Origin of the sequence: Desulfopila sp. IMCC35006, from assembly GCF_005116645.1 — a bacterium.
GTDB lineage: Bacteria > Desulfobacterota > Desulfobulbia > Desulfobulbales > Desulfocapsaceae > Desulforhopalus_A.
The window spans coordinates 16,347-34,873 of sequence record NZ_SWCM01000001.1 but is presented as its reverse complement, the minus strand read 5'-3'; the positions used below and the strand labels follow the sequence as shown (position 1 = coordinate 34,873).

Sequence of the window (18,527 nt, the reverse complement as noted above, 5' to 3'; positions counted from 1 at the left end):
CAGATGGTATTCAAGTCATTTTCCGTAACCGGCAGTTATGAAAAGTCAATTTTCAGGATATATGAACACATGATAGAGCAAGATGATAGTGAAAACTTTCAGAGACAGGCGTTGACTGAACATCTCAGAGAGCTGCGTTCCTGTCTTATTATTTCGTTGGTCGCCGTATTTATTTGCTTTTGTCTCTCCTATGCCGTTATCCGGCCCATCGGCACCTGGTTTTTTAAACCATTGACCGAAGTCCTGCCGAAAGGAACATCGCTTATCTTTACCTCGTACCAGGAAGGGTTTTTTTTTATCTAAAGCTCGCGCTCGTCTGTGGCGTTCTGCTCGCCTGTCCGGTCATTTTTTCGCAGATTTGGCGCTTTGTCGCACCCGGCCTGTTCAGCCATGAAAAACGGGTGGTCATACCGTTTTCCGTTCTTTCCAGCTTCTGTTTTATCGGCGGGGCTGCTTTTGGTTATTTTATTGTTTTTCCGCCCGCTTTCAAATTTCTGGTCGGCTATAATAACGAGTTTCTCACCTCCATGCCGGCGGTGAGCGAGTATTTTTCCCTGGCGACCAGGCTCCTGCTTGCCTTTGGTGCTATCTTCGAGATGCCGATATTCATGGTCTTTCTGGCCAAGATAGGGGTCGTCGATGTCGGTTTTCTGAATCGCAACCGCAAATATTCCATCCTTGTCAACTTTATCATTGCCGCCATCCTGACGCCGACACCCGATGTGGTCAATCAGTTGATGATGGCTGTTCCGCTCATGTTCCTCTACGAAATCAGCGTCCTGGCCGTCTGGCTGTTTGGTAAAAAAGGTTTTTCCGGCTTTGGCGATGCCTCACCGCCCCCTGAGAACATATCAGAATAAAAGGATTTCCTAACTGGATTTTTCACCTTGTCTGCATTAATAGTTAATGGAGCTTTGGGCCAGGTTTTGCTCATATTATCGATAAAGATAATGTTGACACCAAAAGATCAATGGAAAAAACGAATGGAGGTATTTTATGGGTAAAAATGCAGAGTATGAAAAATTGATTCAGATCGGCAGACCCCCTAATATTACTCAACGTTTTCCTCATTCGCAGGCCCTGATCGTCAGTGGTAAGGTGATTGATCAGGCACTGGTGAAAAAGGGCAGGGCCATGACTATTGCGGCTAATGGCCGCAACAGCTTTATCATACGCGGTGCCCTTATGGCTGCACAGCGTGCCGACGCTGCACTGCTTATCGAAATAGCCCGCTCCGAGTCGAATTACTGCCCAACCAATTTTTACAATATTGCCCTGCATGTGGATTGTATCTGCAATGAACTGGGTATCACCATTCCGGTGGCCATTCATGCCGATCATTACGGCATAAAAAGTGAAGCCGATATACCGTTTGCAAAAATGGAAATACCGTCCATGTTTGATGCGGGGATAACCTCCATTGCGGTTGATGCATCACATATGCCGGACGATAAAAATCTTCTGGCCAACCTTGAACTCAATCCCTGTATTCCCATATGGGCCGGTCTCGAGACGGAAGTGGGGGAGATTAAAGGTGACCAGGGTCTTTCCACCGTGGATGATGCTTCGTTTCTGATAAAAGGGCTTAATGCCCATGGTATTTTTGCTGATTGGATCGCCTTAAACAACGGATCGACACACGGACTGGAAGCAAGCGGCCAGGGTATTCAGGTCGAATTGACCGCCAGAATCCATGAGGCCATCGCGCGCTATGGCGTCTCCGGAGCCCAGCATGGAACTTCCGGAAATAATTCCGATAAATTGCGGGCAATTGCGGCGGGGACGCATACTACCAAGGCCAATGTAGCCACCGCCCTGCAGATGGTTTCCTGGGGAGTGGAGGTCAATGATTACGGTAATGCCATCCTGGATGGCGACGGGAATTTTAAAAAAGTTGCCGGTCAGGGCGTCTCAGAGGAAATGTGGCAGAGGATGACCAGATATGCTGCTGAAAAAGGCTGGAAGGGCGGCAACTATAAAAACCTCAACCTGCCTTTTGAAAACCTGCTCCTGGCTCAGGAGAGGGCTGTTCGCGAGCGAATGAGCAAGGCAGTGGAAGAGTTCGTCTACAATATGTTGACCAAGGTATTTAACGCCGAGGGTACCGCCACTCTGGCAAAGGAATTGATTTTGCAGGCAGGTTCTTTTGACCTGGGACCGAAAGGAAAACAGCTGGAAAATCCTATGGAATGGACGAAAGAGCTGATCGTTGAACGGGCCAAAGCGCTGGTTGTCGATGCCGGACCTCCAGGCGATTTTGATGATTGAGCTGGATGGTACCCGTCCTGATTGTTAAAAATTACTTACGCTGGAAGAGATGAAAAAAATACTTGTTACCGGGGCTGCCGGTTTTATCGGGGCGCACTTAGCCCGAAAATTGATTGCCGGGGGGGCAGAAGTCGTTGGGGTGGATAATGTAAACGACTATTATGACCCGCAATTGAAAAGAGACCGCATGGCCGCTCTTGCTGAAGGTCCTGGGTTTACCCATGTGAATCTTGAGCTTGCTGACAGAAAGGCGATGGAAAACCTTTTCCAGAAATATAATTTTGATGCGGTTGTTAATCTCGCAGCCCAGGCCGGAGTCCGCTACTCGCTGATCAATCCCCACTCCTATGTGGATACCAATATTGTAGGATTTGTCAATATCCTCGAGGGGTGCCGACATTCAGGAGTAAAGCATCTGGTCTACGCCTCCTCGAGTTCGGTCTATGGTGCCAACACGAAAATGCCGTTTTCTGTGCATGATAATGTGGATCACCCGGTGTCTTTGTATGCGGCATCGAAAAAAGCCAACGAATTAATGGCCCATACCTACAGTCATCTCTTCAATCTGCCCACTACCGGGCTGAGGTTTTTTACCGTGTATGGGCCGTGGGGACGACCGGACATGGCCCTTTTCCTGTTTACCAGGGCGATTCTCGAAAACAGGCCTATTGATGTTTTTAATAATGGTAAAATGGAACGTGATTTCACCTATATCGATGATATTGTTGAAGGGGTTTGCCGGGTCGTCCAGCGGGTGCCGGAAAGCGCTTCTGCCTGGAATGGCGATGCTCCAGATCCGGCAACATCTTATTGTCCTTACCGGGTCTATAACATAGGCAATAACAACAAGGAAAAGCTGTTGCGTTATATCGAAGTCCTGGAGGATTGCCTTGGTCGAAAAGCGGAGAAAAATTTTCTGCCCATGCAGCCGGGTGATGTTCCAGCCACCTACGCCAATGTCGACGATCTGGTTGCAGATTTTAAGTATAAACCATCCACCACGCTTGAATATGGCATCGGCAAGTTTGTCGATTGGTATAAAGACTATTATAAGTAATCGATCTACAATTATCTCTTTTGGATGTATCTTCCAATGAGGCCTGCTCCTGAAAGGGGGCGGGCCTTTTCCTGTGCGGTGGACCGGCCTACTCCGTGAAGCCTGAGACGGATCGGGCTCGCAATAACCGTCAATCTTTGCGTGCCTTAAAAACGACAAGGTAAGCTTGTCATAACCTGGACGCAAGAATCCTTTTTTGTCCTTGCTTCATTAATTTTCGTCAATTCAAGTAATTCCACCGGCCGTGCAGAGATTTGCCTGCCGGGCAATTGCCAATGATCGTAAAAACGTTATTTGGGGCCAAAAAGAACGGCTCGCGTGCCGCAACGCAGAATATTGTGCATGTTTCTGCCATAGCCTACCAGCGTGGTGGCGCTGCAGCTATTTTTTGTTGTCTTAACAAAAGTGCGATTTGGCACAGCAGTTTTAATCTCTGCTGCAGGTTGAGATACTTTAAATTCATTCAGAAGATAAAGGGCTTCGGCGTTTGTGTTCCACACTACATCACCTGGCTGCAGCAAAACAGGAGCAGGCTGCGACCAATGCTCCCCGTCAAAATATGGCATAGTCAAAACAACTGGGCGATAATTTTCATGAAAAACCGAAGTTACGCCAGCCTCTGCTTCAATGGTGCGTCGTGCTTGTGATAATTCACTGACAAAATCCAAGTTGAAATCGGTATTGGCACCAAATCGATTAAAGGCTTTTACCATCTCCATAAAAGTACCAAGCAGCATGACATCGCCGACGAAATGTGTCCGCTCGTTGGAGAGAATGACGTCATCCCCGTAGCGCCTATGTACACGGAAAGCAGCAGGGGAACGCCCGCCATTTTGATAAAATCGATGAGAATATTCGTTGGATTTAGGCTCTCGACCGCCGAGCAGTTCTTTTGTGACAGCCATAAATTCAAGCAAAGAAGGAGCATGAAACGGACGTGTTGCAAAACGGGTTAAACGCTCACCTAACGAATGCATATTCATTTCATGCGGCGTCAGGGTCTGAAACAAAAATCCGTCACCAAATATGATTTTGCAGATATCGGGATAAGGAATCACCTTCTCTTTAGACTTAATGGTGGTGGTGCTGTCATTTCTTAGAAGATCCTCCTCTCTTGCCACAAGTACGGTAAGTGGATCATTCTCACACGGTTGAAAAGCCTGAAGATAATGTGTCATGGTTTCTCCTGCTCGGATGGTTAGAAATGTGCCGATATTGCTTAATTTCCTAGTCGTGAACAAACTTCAGTTGCTCTCGTTGAAATTGCGGCGAGCGCATTTGGCTCGCCTGAAAAAGATTCCTTTCACCGCGCTTGCTGGTATGAGCGGAGAGTCCTTCAGTTCGTCAACGTTGCATACGATTCTCAGTATTACACTTTTTGTGGTTGTATAACGAAAGACAGCACGTTTTCAGAAACGTTTGTAGGGCGGCCGTTGAACAATACAGCTTGAGTCAATCTTAGCCTAAAAATCCGCAGGTAAATAGCAGATAATTTCCGCCGCACAGAGATTTTCAAGAATTATCCATGCTCAGGTGCAGCAGGACTGTCCCTTTTTAATTCTCTGAAGTCTCGATCCTTTTTCCTGCTGCGGTCTATGCGTCGGAAGGCAGATCAATCCCGGGCATTTTTGGCGATCCATCAAAATGATAGATAGATAGTTGAATCAAAAAGAAATTAAGATAATTGACGCCAATGTATAAAAAATATTGATATAGAGCTGATTTTAAGCTAGCATCAGGTGCAGAGACTGAAGAGCAATGGTCGGGCAAGCTCATTATCAGGGTAGCTCGAAAGACAAGGTATATCACCCCATTGTATTTTAAAAAATTGTCGATCAGAAAGGAGGTCACCCTGGCAGGATGTCTATCTGCGAAAATAGGTGATATTTCGTAAGAGATCACTGCAGCGGAAAAAATCAATTGAGCGGTATACGCAAAATCTAAACCATAAGCACTTAAGGAGTCATCAATGGGATTTGGCACGAACGGGAAAAGTGGATCGGTTATGGTTGTTGGAGCTGGTATTGCTGGTATGCAGGCATCGCTTGACCTGGCAGAGTCCGGCTATTACGTCTACCTGGTAGAAAAATCCGCCGCCATCGGCGGAGTCATGTCACAACTTGATAAGACTTTCCCGACCAACGACTGTGCAATGTGAGTCATCTCACCCAAACTGGTCGAGGTCGGCCGTCATCTTAATATAGAACTTTTAACGAACACCGAGCTTCTGGGCATCGAAGGCGAGCCGGGAAGCTTTACTGCGAAAATTCATCAAACCCCGAGATATGTAGATCCATTGAAATGCACGAGCTGTGGCGAGTGCGCAAAGGTCTGTCCTGTCTCCGTCCCGAACGAGTACAACGAAAGACTCGATTTTCGTAAAGCAATCTACAAGCAGTATCCCCAGGCAATCCCAGGATCCTTCAGTATCAACAAAGAAGGAACCGCCCCCTGTAAGGCCACCTGTCCTGCCCATGTCAGCATCCAGGGATTTGTCGCCCTGATCAACGATGGCAGGCATGACGAGGCCTTGAAGCTTTTCAAGGAAGAGCATCCGTTTCCGGGAATCTGTGGCCGGGTCTGTCACCATCCTTGTGAAAGTGAATGTACCCGTGCCCAGGTGGACCAGTCACTTGCGGTCCGTGAGCTGCATCGTTTCCTGGGTGATTATGAGCTGGAAAAAGGTGAGTTGTACATACCCGCGCCCAGGGTGGCAAAACGCAGTGAGAAAATTGCGGTCATCGGCTCTGGTCCGGCGGGTGTTACTGCCGCCTATGCACTGCTCAGACAAGGATATCATGTCACTATTTTCGAAAAGCAGGACGAGACGGGCGGGATGATGCGCTACGGCATCCCTGAATATCGTCTGCCCCGGAACATCCTGGCCAGCGAAATCAAGGTGGTCGAAAAGATGGGTGCCGAAATTAAATGCGGTGTTACCTTCGGCAAAGATATCACCCTGGAAAGCCTGAAAGCAGACGGCTATTCTGCCGCTTTCCTGGCGATCGGCCTGCACAGCGGCAGAAAACTAGGTATTGAAAACGAAGATATCGCGGGCGTCCTGCAGGGGGTTGATTTCCTGCGCGATGCCGCAAAAGGCAAAAAAATTGAGGTTGGCAAGGAAGTCGTGGTCGTGGGCGGCGGCAACGTCGCTGTTGATGTGGCCGAGACTGCCAAACGGCTTGGCGCCGAGAAGGTAACGCTTATCTGCCTGGAACGTCGCGAAGAAATGCCCGCCTGGGAATATGAGATCACCGAGGCACTGGAAGACGATATCGAGATTGTCAACAGCTTCGGCCCCAGAAATCTCTTCCTGGATAATTCTACTAAGAAAATTTCCGGCATAGAATTTAAGAGCTGCACCCAGGTCTTTGATGCGAACGGCCGCTTCAATCCGGCATATGACGAGAGCGTCTGTCAAACCTTTAATGCTGATACCCTCATTATTGCCATCGGCCAGAGCGCCAATCTTGAAGGCTTCGCCGATCAAGGGATTGCCATCTCGAGGCCAGGCGGCCTGGAGGCGGATCCTGTCACCCTGCAGACCCCCATCGACTGGGTTTTCGCCGGTGGCGACGCCTTCTATGGACCCAAATCCGTGGTCGACGCGGTTGCCTGTGGTAAGGAAGCGGCTATCTCCATCGATCGTTTTATAAATAACATGGACCTGAAAGAAGGCCGTGAAAAGGTCTGGGAATATGTACGACCTGCAATTGAAGGTGAAGGGGTTATTGAACGGATAAAGGCCGAACATCTTGCCCCCGAGGCACGTGCCGGCAATTTCCTCGAAGTTGCCTATGGATTTAACGAGGAAATGGCCCAGAAGGAAGCACACCGATGTATGAGCTGCGGTATCTGTTCAGAGTGTTACCAGTGTCTGGATGCCTGTCTTGCCGGCGCCATTGATCACAGCCAGGCAGCAGTTGACAAGGACCTTGCGGTCGGTTCCGTCATTCTCGCCACCGGTGCCAAGCCATACGATCCGACGCCTCTTTCAGATATCTATCTGTACAAGAAAAATCCGAATGTCGTGACCAGCCTGGAGTTCGAGCGGTTGCTCAGTTCCGGCGGTCCCTGCCTGGGGCATCTGGTCCGGCCATCTGATCACGAGGAGCCTAAGAAAATAGCCTGGCTCCAGTGTATTGGCTCAAGGGACAACAATAAGTGCGGCAACAGTTATTGTTCCTCCGTCTGCTGCATGTACGCCATAAAGGATGCAATGATTGCCAAAGAACACGCCGGCGGCGATCTCGATGCGGCCATTTTCTATATGGACATCCGCTCTTTTGGCAAGGACTACGAAGAGTATTACAACCGTGCCAGAAACCGGGAAGGGATCCGTTTTGTGCAGTCCAGAATTCATTCGGTGACTGAAAACCCGAAGAATAGAAATCTTGTGCTGCGGTTCAGTAACGAAGATGGCGTAATGATGGAAGAAGAGTTCGATATGCTTGTTCTCTCCGTTGGTCTGGAGGTTCCTGCCGAAACCATCGAACTGGCCAAAAAGCTGGAGATAAACGTCAACAAGAACAAATTCATCGAAAGTGAACCTTTTGCACCACTTGCGTCTTCGCGTCCGGGCATCTTTACCTGCGGCACCTTCCAGGGACCAAAGGATATTCCCGCCTCAGTGACTGAAGCCAGTGCTGCGGCGGGCCTTGCCGGCTGTGTGATAGCCGAGGCGCGGGGTACGGACACCAAGACTGTGGAAATACCGGAAGAGATCGATATCTCCGGCCAGGAGCCACGTGTCGGTGTCTTTGTCTGCAACTGCGGCTCCAACATTGCAGGCGTTGTTGATGTTCCCGCCTTACAGGAGTACGCAAAGAGTCTGCCGGGAGTAGTGTTTACCGATAACAACCTCTTTACCTGCAGCCAGGATACCCAGGCCAAGATCAAGGATAAGATCCTTGAGGAAAAACTGAACCGGGTGGTCGTTGCCTCCTGCAGTCCGAAAACCCATGCGCCGATGTTCATGGAAACCCTTGAAGCATGCGGGCTGAACAGATATCTCTTCGAGATGGCCAATATCAGGAATCAGGATTCCTGGGTGCACGCGTATAATCCGGAACTCGCCACCGAAAAGGCCAAGGATCTGGTCCGTATGGCAGTTGCCCGTGCCGTCCAGTTAAAGCCGCTCCATGGCAAGGTCATTCCGGTCAACAAGCATGCCCTTGTTGTAGGTGGTGGAATTGCCGGTATGAATGCCGCTCTCGATCTTTCCAGGCAGGGTTTTTCATCCACCCTGCTGGAAAAACAGGGGGAACTGGGCGGTATGGGCCTGAAGCTGCACCACACCATCGAGGGTGCAGACGTCAGGACCTATGTCGATCAGCTTGCCTCGGCGGTTAAATCGGATGAGAAAATCACCGTTCTCACCAATTCACAGATTGCCCGATTTGAAGGTTTTCAAGGCAACTTCAAGACCATGGTTCGCGCGGGTGGTCTGGCAGAACCGCAGGAAATCGAGCACGGTGTCATCATCGTTGCCTCCGGGGCGAAGGAATACACCCCCAAAGAGTTCCTCTACGGGGAAGACGACCGGGTGCTCACCCAAACCCAACTGGGCGACAGGCTGGCGGAAAAGGGTGCCTCCGATCTGGATTCCGTCGTTATGATTCAATGTGTTGGCTCGCGCAATGACGAGAGGCCCAACTGCTCGAGGATCTGCTGCCAATCGGCGGTAAAAAATGCGCTGGCTATCAAAAAAAGCAGTCCGGATACCCAGGTGTTTATTCTCTATCGCGACATGCGCCTGTATGGCCAGATGGAAGATTATTACACCGAGGCCAGAAAGCAGGGCGTCATCTTTGTCCGATACTATAAGGAAAACCCACCTGTGGCGAAAGCTTCAGACGAAGGTGTGCTGGTGACGGTCAGAGACCATATCCTGCAGCGAGACGTGGAGATATGTGCTGATGTACTGGTACTTTCCGCAGGAGTCGTGCCAAACATTTCCGATGAACTGACCAGCAAGATGAAACTCAACGCCAACCCCGAAGGGTATTTCCTTGAGGCCCACGTCAAGCTGAGACCGGTGGATATGGGAACCGACGCGGTTTTCTTATGCGGTACCGCCCATGGACCGAAACTGATCTCCGAGGCCATCGTCCAGGCGAATGCCGCTGCAGCGCGGGCCGTTACTTTTCTCTCCAAGGATGAGATCAAGCTGTCGGCCATCAAGGCTGAGGTGTTCCCGGATCACTGCGTCAAGTGTCTGACCTGTGTGAGGTCCTGCCCATTTGAGGTCCCGCAGTTCAATGTGGCGGCAGGAGAAATCCAGATTGATCCGGCACTCTGTCAGGGATGTGGAGTCTGCGCCTGTGTCTGTCCGAGACAGGCCATCAACCTCAACAACTATGAAGACAATCAGATTACCTGTGAGATCGAAACTCTGCTGGCGGAGGGAATATAATGGCTGATTTTAAACCAACGATTGTAGCGTTTTGCTGTGATTACTGAGGGTACTCTGCTGCGGACCTGGCAGGTTCGATGAGGCTGACGTACCCAACGAACATAAAAATACTCCGCGTCCCATGTACCGGCAAAGTGGATGTGATGTATATGCTCAGGTGTTTTCAGGAAGGGGCCGACGGTGTGTATTGCGTCGGCTGTCTTGAGGGCAACTGTCATTACAATGAGGGAAATCTCCAATGCCGGGAACGTGTCAACCATATCCATGATCTTTTGGAGGAGATCGGTATCGAAGGCGACCGGGTCAGGATGTATAACCTGTCTTCAGGCGAAGGACCAACATTTGCAAAGTTTGCCCAGGAGATGACCGAGCATATCCTGTCCCTTGGACCCAATCCCTTGAAGGCGAAACCAAGGAAGGTGGCAGCTCCAGCATAAGGGCGAATTCACCTGGACAGAACCTTTTAAGAAATATATTGACGAAGGTCGCACTTGACTGGACCGGGATGGTATCCGTCCCGGTCTATATTGGAGGATTTTATGATAGTTGCCCAAAGAAAACCCTTTGCCGAGATCAAAGAGATGCTGCAAGGGTACAATAAGGTTTTAAACGTCGGCTGCGGAACCTGTGTCTCCGTCTGCCTGACCGGCGGTGAAAAAGAGGTCGCCGTGCTGAATACCGAACTCGAGATGGCCAGACGGCTCGACGATGATCCCATCGACATCCAGGGCCACACCATCGAACGGCAATGTGACCGCGAGTACCTGGCCGAACTCGACAGCATCATCGAAGAAGGAAAATTCGATGCGCTCATGTCCATGGCCTGTGGCGTCGGTATTCAGTTTCTTGCGGAAAGATATCCGCTTATCCCTACCTTTCCGGCGGTCGACACCAGCGGTCTTGCCGTAAATCAGACCGTCGGCTGGTATGAGGAGCGATGTCGCTCCTGCAGCCAGTGCGTTCTCGGCTTCACCGGTGGAATCTGCCCGATCACCATGTGCGCGAAAAGGCTTTTAAACGGCCCATGCGGCGGCACCAATAAAGGGAGTTGTGAGATCAGCAACGATCAGCCGTGTGCCTGGTTCAGGATCTGGGAACGGCTCTCCGGTCAAGGTCGCCTGGATTCTATCAAGAAAATAAACACTACCCGTGGCTGGAAAGATCAAGCTCCGAGAAACCTGATGCAACCCGGGTATAAAAAACCCGAAAAAATGGTCAAATAACAGGATAAAACGACGTATTCTTTTTTTCCTCTTACCCTTATCGTGAAGCAGAGGATCCTATATGAGCACAGAAACACATTTCAATTCAGAAAGTAACCTGGAAAAGGTTCTTAAATCCGGTCAGTTTGCCTTCACCGGTGAACTGGGGCCCCCCAGAGGGACCGACGTTGAAGAGGTGAAAGAAAAGGCAAAGTTTCTCAAAGGAAACGTTGATGCCGTCAATATCACCGACAATCAGACTGCGGTCGTGAGAATGTCCAGTTGGGCGGCTTCTCTCATACTCATCCAGGAAGGACTCGAACCCAATTATCAGATGGTGTGCAGGGATAGAAATCGACTGGCCATGCAGGCCGATATTCTCGGAGGATCTGCTCTAGGCATCCGCAATATGCTCTGCCTTTCAGGAGATCACCAGCAATTCGGCGATCATCCCGATGCCATGGGCGTCTTTGATATCGACTCCACCCAGCTGATCGCCATGGTCAAACAGATGCGGGATGAGGGCTTATTTTTAAATGGTAATGAAATCCATCAACCGCCGAAAATGTTTATCGGGGCAGCCGCCAATCCTTTTGCCGACCCCTTTGAATGGCGTGTGCATCGTCTGGCCAAGAAGATTGAGGCGGGGGCCGACTTCATTCAGACGCAATGCATTTATAACATGCCAAAATTCCGCGAGTTTGTCCGGCTCGCCAATGAAGAAGGGTTGACCGAAAAAGTCTATATTCTGGCCGGCGTCACACCGATGAAGAGTGTTGGTATGGCCAGGTACATGAAGACCAAGGTGCCCGGGATGGATGTTCCGGATGAGATAATCAATCGTTTAAAAGGGGTCGAGAAGGATAAGGTCGCCCAGGAAGGCATCAATATCGCCTGCGAGCAGATCGAAGAATTCAAAGAGATGAAGGGAGTGCACGGTGTCCACATGATGGCCATCGAATGGGAACATATGGTACCCGAGATCGCGGAGCAGGCCAAAGTTCTACCGCGTCCGGTTTTCAGTTAACCTGTTACCTGCAACACTCTGCCGGCAGGGCCCGGTCAGCTCAAGTACCGGGGCCCTGCTGGCAGGATTCACAATGCCATCCATATTCGCAACGGAAGACTAGTCGCAATCAGGCTCAAAAAAGAGTTTTCGATGGGCTGCATCGGAAATAGCCACGACCGCAGGGTGCCTGATGATACGTTCCACTGAGATGGCATAAAATTTTTCCCTGATTTTACTGGTCCGACCGATAACCTGGACTTGGTACTGGAGTTCAACCTCTTTTTCGATAACCGTTGGTGCCATAAAGATCCCTTCTCCGGCCTGGCCAAAGACTGTCAACAGTGCATTGTCGTCAAATTCACCAATTATCAGGGGGCGCACGCCAATTCTTTCAAACCACTGATCGAGCATTCCCCGCAATGTGCTCATGGCCATCGGCAGGAGCATGGGGGATTGGTCAAGAGAATGAGGGAAGTTTTTTTGCCGTGGTTTTGCAAGTTTTTCTACGCCAAAGAAAGAAACACCGCACTCACCCAACAGGTGATTGTACGCCTTAATGCTCAAGCTTGAACGCAGCGGGGTATCGGTCAGCACTACATCGAGTTTATGCAGTGCCAAATCGGCAAGAAGGGGCTCGTCTTTTCCTTCATGGCAAATAAGGCGAACCGGATCGGGCAATTTCCCCGCTGGCTCAAGAAGCTTGCGCGCTACGAGTTTTGGCACTACGTCTACCAGTCCTACTTTCAGGGACAACGGGCCGGTCGCAGGTCTTCCACGCAGGGCGTCCATCATCTCGCGTCCCAGGGAAAAGATCTCATCGGCATAGCGATACACAAGATGCCCCATATCTGTAGGCTCAAGATTCCGGCCCGCGCGCTTGAACAGTTTTGCCCCTAAGGATTCTTCGAAGGTGGACAGTTGCGCGCTCACCGTTGACTGGGCCAGGCTGAGTTTGCTGCTGGCTGCGGTAATGCTGCCTTCTTTCATTACCGTCCAGAAATAAAAAAGATGATGGTAGTTAAGCCATTCCATAATGTTGTGATCCCCTCTGAATTGAGACTGTATCACCATGTAATAAAAAAATTATTGTTCGGTTAATTCGAACTATCATAGCATATTTATCTAATTGACCTAATCGTTCTTTGACTATACTCTATAGCCTACCAGAAATTCGTGATGGATTGTTGCATTATAACTATTCACCGGTGAAATGCTTTAGAGCCGCGATCATCAATGATATAACAAAAGGAATCAGGAGTTGGCCAATGAGTAGAACAAGTATTTTACACGTTATTACCGTCCTTGCAGCCTCGCTGGGGTTTTGCGGAGCAGCATTTGCGGCTGCTCCGGGAGCCGCCGGGGAAGCCTTGGATCTTACCAGGCACTGGGGCGGTTATGTCTCGCTGATCTTCTTTGTCGTGGCGTATGTATTTGTCATGTTGGAAGAAACTACGCATATGCGAAAATCCAAACCGGTTCTGCTGGCAGCGGGTGTTATCTGGGGTATTATCGGCTTGATATATGCGATGAACGGCATTGATCATGTCGCGGAGACGGCAGTTCGGCACAATATTCTTGAATATGCCGAGTTGTTCCTTTTTCTGCTTGTTGCCATGACTTTTATTAATTCCATGGAAGAGCGGCGGGTGTTTGAGGTTCTCCGGGTGAAGTTGGTCAACGCCGGCTATTCTTACCGGAAGCTGTTCTGGATTACCGGTCTTCTCGCCTTTTTCATTTCGCCAATAGCCGATAATCTTACGACTGCTCTGCTCATGTGTGCCGTGGTAATGGCTATTGGTCAGGATGATAAAAAATTCATCTGCCTGGCTTGTATAAATATTGTTGTAGCGGCGAATGCCGGTGGCGCTTTCAGCCCATTTGGCGACATCACCACGTTGATGGTATGGCAAAAAGGCATTTTGCAATTCCAGGAATTCCTGCCTTTGTTCGTTCCTTCTGCGGTGAACTGGCTGGTACCGGCGACCATTATGAGTTTTGCCGTCGCCGACAAACAGCCGGAAACCGGGGTGGAAGACTTGAAGCTGAAGCGCGGCGCGCTGGTTATTATCACCCTTTTCCTCTGGACCATTGCCACCGCGGTTTGTTTTCATAACTTTTTGAAACTTCCACCGGTGATTGGCATGATGGCCGGTTTGTCGCTCTTGAAGATCTTCGGCTTCTATCTCAACAAGACACATGTCTCAGACCGGGAAACATATGATCCTGTAAAAGCGGAGCAACGAATCGGGCAGATTGTTCCCTTTGATGTTTTTGCAAGAGTTGCCCGGGCCGAGTGGGATACACTGCTCTTTTTTTACGGGGTTATACTCTGCGTCGGTGGCCTTGGTTTCATGGGGTACCTGGCTCTCGTATCACAGATAATGTACCTGGACTGGGGACCGACAACCGCCAATGTCATGGTCGGTGTACTCTCGGCAATCGTCGATAATATTCCGGTCATGTTTGCTGTTCTGACCATGATGCCTGAAATGTCCCAGGGACAGTGGCTGCTTGTTACCTTGACCGCAGGAGTGGGCGGAAGCCTGCTCTCCATTGGATCTGCAGCCGGGGTGGCACTCATGGGTTCCGCCAGAGGTAAATATACCTTTTTCGGCCACCTCAAATGGACTCCTGTCATCAGCCTGGGATATGCCGCGAGTATCTATGTCCATTTTTTGATAAACGGCTCGCTGATGTAGCTGGCCATTTTTATTTTGCCTGGCCTCCGTGTGCGCATTCTAGCCATTATGCTCCACGGGGGAGCAATCATTTACAGTCCCGGTGTGGGATTTTGCAAAAACAAATATAATTGGAGATTAAAGAAGACTATGACAACCTTATGGAAGGGATTCGCACCTGTTTTTTTACTGCTTGTTGCGTTCACCCTTATTGAAGGCGGGGTTATGGCGGATTATGCCGATGCCCGTTCCAGGATGGGAGGGAAATCGTTCAGTTCAAGCCCCAGGAAGGCACCGGTGAGTACTCCGGCAAGTGCACCTGCAACCGGGGGCCTCGGTCGCGGCCTGATGGGAGGGCTTCTCGGTGGAGCAATTGGTGGAATGCTGTTTGGTTCGATGTTCGGGGGTGCAGGCTCCGGCATGGGAATTCTGCCCCTGTTGCTTCTCGGTGCAGCAGCGTTTTTTCTGTATAGAAGATTCGCCAAAGCCCGGCAGAGTGTCGGCAATAATGGGACGAATCAATATGCCAGACAAGGCGTACCGCCATCCAGTATTTTTGGCGGTGGCAATGATAATAGTGCTCGAGCCCCGGCGAGTATCGGAGAGAATATTTTAGATGATGGTATAAACCAGATCAGAGAGACTGATCGCGATTTCGATCCGGCCTATTTCACGGAAGTGGCTTCCGATGTCTTTTTTAAGGTGCAGGCCGGTTGGATGCGTCGAGATCTCGATTCGTACCGCCATCTTCTCGGGGAGCAGCTTGCAGGGGAATATGAGAAACATTTTGCGGAAATGCGAGAAAATGGGCATATCAACAAACTGGAGTCCATTGCCGTTCGTGGACTGGAGATTGTTCAAGCCGGCAGCGATGGTGGTGAGGATTTTGTCACCGTGCTGTTTACTGCAAACCTTCTTGATTACACGGTTGATGACAAGAGTGGCGAGCTGGTTTCCGGCAGCATGACCGATCCGGTCAAGTTTTGCGAGGAATGGACCTGGGCCCGACCGACCGGTTCCCAGAACTGGAAGCTCGAAGGCATACAGGAAAAGTAGTTTTACACCCCGCCCGCACACCGCATTTTCTTGCTCTTGTGCGGGCGGTATTGGTTTTTTACGTCTTCATGGGCGGTGTCTGTCCAATATACGCAAGTTCATGCTTGTGTACTTCATATAAAAATAACGACCGGGAATCAATATCAATATGGTTGAGTGGCTCCTTATGCCCGAGGCATGGGTGGCGCTGGCCACACTTCTTGCCCTCGAAATTGTTCTTGGAATAGATAATATTATCTTCATCACCATTCTGGTCGGCAGATTGCCAGAGGTGCAGCGAGATAAGGCCAGAACTTTGGGGATAGCTTTTGCCATGGTATCCCGGCTCATGCTGCTCTTTAGTCTCGCCTGGATCATCGGTATGGTTGAGCCCTGGTTTGCGCTGTTCGGGCGGGAGTTTTCCGGCAGAGATCTGGTGTTGATCGGGGGTGGTCTTTTCCTTTTGGCCAAGGCAACCCATGAGATTCACACCAGTCTGGAGGTCGTCGATGCAGACCAGCCAGCGCCAGGCACTGTCAGTGGTTTCTTCGGCACTATTGTGCAAATAACCCTTCTTGATATAGTTTTCTCACTCGATTCGGTTATTACCGCAGTTGGTCTGGCACAGCACATTTCGATAATGGTCATTGCCATCGTCGGATCGGTACTGGTCATGCTGTTTGCTGCCAAGCCCATCGGAATCTTTGTCGATTCTCATCCCACCATCAAAATCCTGGCCTTGTCGTTTCTTATGCTGATCGGCTTTACCCTGGTCGCCGAAGGCTTTGATGTCCATGTGCCGAAAGGGTACATATACTTTGCCATGGCCTTCTCGGTGATGGTTGAGCTGCTGAATATTCGGATTCACCGCGGCGGAAGCGGCAGCTCGGTAACCTTGCATAAAAAGATAGAAAGTTGAACAGAGCGGAGTCTGCTTATTTTCTGATGTTATTCCTCTCTGCCCATCAGCTTTATTGCTGCCCGGATGATTGCCGGGGCGTCGATAAAACTGTTTTTCCAGAGTGTTTTTTGTGGGCCATGTTCGACAAAATGGTCCGGATGGCCCAGCATGCAGGTCTGCACCGAGTAGAGATTCCGGCGGCTGAAAAGTTCGAGGACGGAGCTGCCGAAACCACCCAATCGGGCATTGTCTTCGACGGTCACGACCCGTTTGGTCTGGGCGGCCCATCGACAGATCAATTCAGCGTCCAGCGGTTTGATGAAACGAGGATTAATGACGGCTGCACTGATGCCGACCTTTTCGAGTCCTTTTGCTGCCTCAAGGGCTGGATACACTCTGTTTCCCACCGGCAGGAGCAGGATATCACTGCCTTCCAGCAGTAATTCGCCCTTGCCGATTTCGAGTTTGTGCAGCGACGTTGCCAGCGGCACTTCATACCCCGGCCCCCGAGGATATCGAACCACCGATGGGCCGTTATGATAGATGGAGGTATAGAGCATATGCTGCAGCTCTTCCTCATCTTTTGGCGACATGATGACGATGTTGGGGATAAAGCGCAGAAATGATAAATCGAAGACTCCATGGTGCGTAGGGCCGTCGTCGCCGACGACTCCTGCCCGGTCAATGGCCAGGGTAATCGGCAGATTCGGGATGCAGATGTCGTGGATGATCTGGTCCAGGGCACGCTGGAAAAAAGTAGAATAAATAGCGACCACCGGACGTAATCCCTCAACAGCGAGGCCGGCGGCAAAGGTGACTGCGTGCTGTTCGGCGATGCCGACGTCAAAGAAGCGATGTGGAAACTCGGTGGCGAATCTCTTCAGTCCGGTTCCCGACACCATGGCTGCCGAAATGGCGACGATTTTATCGTCGCCTGTCGCAAGGTCGGCAATGGTATCGCCAAACACCTTGGTATAGGTTACTGCCCCTTTGGAACCATGAGGTTTGCCGCTGACAATATCAAAAGGTCCGATGCCGTGAAAGATATCAGGATCTTTTTCGGCCGGCTCGTAGCCTTTGCCTTTTTTGGTCAGGACATGAATGAGTACCGGACCGTGTTCCGTGTCACGAACGGTTTCAAGCGTCTCGAGCAGGTCTTCCAGGTTATGGCCGTCAATAGGACCAACATAGTCAAACTTAAAGGCTTCAAAGAGCATGCCTGGGGTGAAAAAACTCTTAAAACTTTCCTCGCTTTTTCGCAGAATGTTGAGGATGTTTTCACCCACATCGGAGATTTGCAGTTTCTCGACCAGATGGGCCTTCACCCGGCTCATTGTCCGGCCGGTGAGTTTGCGGCTGAGAAAACTGGACAGCGCGCCGACATTGGGGGAAATGGACATCTCGTTATCGTTGAGGATAACAACGAGATCTTTATTGAGATGCCCCGCATGGTTCAGGGCCTCGAAGGCCAGACCGGCGGTCATCGAACCATCGCCGATAACGGCAATTGCCCGGTGTCCATCTTTTTTGAGAGATTTGGCGAGCGTTATCCCCAGGGCGGCGGAGATGGAGGTTGAGCTGTGACCGGTTTCAAAGGCATCGTAAATGCTTTCCTTGAATTTAGGAAAGCCGCTCATGCCCTTGTACTGACGGAGCGTGGCAAACTGTTCGCGCCTGCCGGTCAGAATTTTATGGGCATACGACTGGTGCCCCACGTCCCAGATAAGTTTGTCATCGGGGGTATTGAAGATATAATGCAGGGCAATGGTCAACTCTACCACCCCGAGGCTTGGCGCCAGATGCCCGCCGGTACGTGATACCACCTGAATTATATTGTCCCGGATATCCTGCGCCAGTTCTTTCATTTGCGCAAGAGACAGTTTTCGGATGTCGGCAGGAGATTGAATTCGCTCAAGCAGGGTTGTCTGGATTGTAGGTTGGGGTATAGACATAGCTTTTAAA

General features: G+C 50.3%; 12 protein-coding genes and 1 pseudogene. 10 read left to right on the top strand and 3 right to left on the bottom strand.

Going from position 1 to position 18,527, the window contains the following annotated elements; genetic code table 11:
• Positions 1–3: 3 nt before the first annotated feature.
• The 3 genes and pseudogenes from tatC (at position 4) to FCL47_RS00130 (ending at position 3,325) form a co-directional block, all read left to right on the top strand.
• Positions 4–860 (top strand): annotated as a pseudogene (gene tatC, locus FCL47_RS25505) (twin-arginine translocase subunit TatC).
• A 136-nt stretch (positions 861–996) separates the two neighbouring features.
• Positions 997–2,268: a class II fructose-bisphosphate aldolase gene (locus tag FCL47_RS00135; RefSeq protein ID WP_136811326.1), complete on the top strand. Its 1,272-nt coding sequence runs from the start codon at positions 997–999 to the stop codon at positions 2,266–2,268.
• Between the two features lie 49 nt (positions 2,269–2,317).
• Positions 2,318–3,325, top strand: a complete 1,008-nt coding sequence (locus tag FCL47_RS00130; protein WP_136811325.1) for an NAD-dependent epimerase — start codon at positions 2,318–2,320, stop codon at positions 3,323–3,325.
• Between the two features lie 290 nt (positions 3,326–3,615).
• On the opposite strand, the gene FCL47_RS00125 is transcribed toward FCL47_RS00130, so the two are convergent.
• Positions 3,616–4,503 carry a hypothetical protein gene (locus tag FCL47_RS00125; RefSeq protein ID WP_136811323.1) on the bottom strand — a complete coding sequence of 296 codons (888 nt, stop codon included), beginning with the start codon at positions 4,501–4,503 and terminating at the stop codon, positions 3,616–3,618.
• Between the two features lie 791 nt (positions 4,504–5,294).
• On the opposite strand from FCL47_RS00125, the gene FCL47_RS00115 reads away from it, so the two are divergent.
• The 4 genes from FCL47_RS00115 (at position 5,295) to FCL47_RS00100 (ending at position 11,969) form a co-directional block, all read left to right on the top strand.
• The gene (locus FCL47_RS00115) at positions 5,295–9,740 is read left to right on the top strand and encodes an FAD-dependent oxidoreductase (protein ID WP_153306341.1); all 4,446 of its coding nucleotides are present in this window, start codon (positions 5,295–5,297) and stop codon (positions 9,738–9,740) included.
• The gene (locus FCL47_RS00110; protein WP_136811318.1) at positions 9,740–10,177 is read left to right on the top strand and encodes a hydrogenase iron-sulfur subunit; all 438 of its coding nucleotides are present in this window, start codon (positions 9,740–9,742) and stop codon (positions 10,175–10,177) included. The genes FCL47_RS00115 and FCL47_RS00110 overlap by 1 nt, the downstream gene beginning before the upstream one ends.
• Positions 10,178–10,279: 102 nt before the next feature.
• On the top strand, positions 10,280–10,963 hold the full coding sequence (locus FCL47_RS00105; protein WP_136811316.1) for a methylenetetrahydrofolate reductase C-terminal domain-containing protein: 684 nt from the start codon (positions 10,280–10,282) through the stop codon (positions 10,961–10,963).
• Positions 10,964–11,024: 61 nt separating this feature from the next.
• A complete protein-coding gene (locus FCL47_RS00100; protein ID WP_136811310.1) occupies positions 11,025–11,969 on the top strand; it encodes a methylenetetrahydrofolate reductase in 945 nt (314 codons plus the stop codon).
• Positions 11,970–12,068: 99 nt separating this feature from the next.
• On the opposite strand, the gene nhaR is transcribed toward FCL47_RS00100, so the two are convergent.
• Positions 12,069–12,983: a transcriptional activator NhaR gene (nhaR, locus tag FCL47_RS00095; protein ID WP_136811309.1), complete on the bottom strand. Its 915-nt coding sequence runs from the start codon at positions 12,981–12,983 to the stop codon at positions 12,069–12,071.
• Between the two features lie 233 nt (positions 12,984–13,216).
• Here nhaR and nhaD point away from each other — a divergent pair, with 233 nt between their 5' ends.
• The 3 genes from nhaD (at position 13,217) to FCL47_RS00080 (ending at position 16,583) form a co-directional block, all read left to right on the top strand.
• Positions 13,217–14,650, top strand: coding sequence for a sodium:proton antiporter NhaD (nhaD, locus tag FCL47_RS00090; protein ID WP_136811308.1), 1,434 nt, complete (start codon positions 13,217–13,219; stop codon positions 14,648–14,650).
• A gap of 129 nt (positions 14,651–14,779) precedes the next feature.
• On the top strand, positions 14,780–15,685 hold the full coding sequence (locus tag FCL47_RS00085) for a Tim44 domain-containing protein (protein ID WP_136811307.1): 906 nt from the start codon (positions 14,780–14,782) through the stop codon (positions 15,683–15,685).
• 148 nt (positions 15,686–15,833) lie between these two features.
• Positions 15,834–16,583 (top strand): TerC family protein, encoded by a 750-nt coding sequence (locus FCL47_RS00080; RefSeq protein WP_136811306.1) that lies wholly within the window; start codon positions 15,834–15,836, stop codon positions 16,581–16,583.
• Positions 16,584–16,612: 29 nt separating this feature from the next.
• On the opposite strand, the gene dxs is transcribed toward FCL47_RS00080, so the two are convergent.
• A complete protein-coding gene (gene dxs / locus FCL47_RS00075) occupies positions 16,613–18,517 on the bottom strand; it encodes a 1-deoxy-D-xylulose-5-phosphate synthase (protein WP_136811305.1) in 1,905 nt (634 codons plus the stop codon).
• Between the last annotated feature and the right edge of the window lie 10 nt (positions 18,518–18,527).

Excerpts from the sequence above, each read along its gene's own strand:
- FCL47_RS00100 (WP_136811310.1), top strand. The coding sequence starts at position 11,025 with ATGAGCACAGAAACACATTTCAATTCAGAAAGTAACCTGGAAAAGGTT.
- FCL47_RS00125 (WP_136811323.1), bottom strand. The coding sequence starts at position 4,503 with ATGACACATTATCTTCAGGCTTTTCAACCGTGTGAGAATGATCCACTT.
- FCL47_RS00085 (WP_136811307.1), top strand. The coding sequence starts at position 14,780 with ATGACAACCTTATGGAAGGGATTCGCACCTGTTTTTTTACTGCTTGTT.
- dxs (WP_136811305.1), bottom strand. The coding sequence starts at position 18,517 with ATGTCTATACCCCAACCTACAATCCAGACAACCCTGCTTGAGCGAATT.
- FCL47_RS00105 (WP_136811316.1), top strand. The coding sequence starts at position 10,280 with ATGATAGTTGCCCAAAGAAAACCCTTTGCCGAGATCAAAGAGATGCTG.
- nhaR (WP_136811309.1), bottom strand. The coding sequence starts at position 12,983 with ATGGAATGGCTTAACTACCATCATCTTTTTTATTTCTGGACGGTAATG.
- FCL47_RS00130 (WP_136811325.1), top strand. The coding sequence starts at position 2,318 with ATGAAAAAAATACTTGTTACCGGGGCTGCCGGTTTTATCGGGGCGCAC.
- nhaD (WP_136811308.1), top strand. The coding sequence starts at position 13,217 with ATGAGTAGAACAAGTATTTTACACGTTATTACCGTCCTTGCAGCCTCG.
- FCL47_RS00080 (WP_136811306.1), top strand. The coding sequence starts at position 15,834 with ATGGTTGAGTGGCTCCTTATGCCCGAGGCATGGGTGGCGCTGGCCACA.
- FCL47_RS00135 (WP_136811326.1), top strand. The coding sequence starts at position 997 with ATGGGTAAAAATGCAGAGTATGAAAAATTGATTCAGATCGGCAGACCC.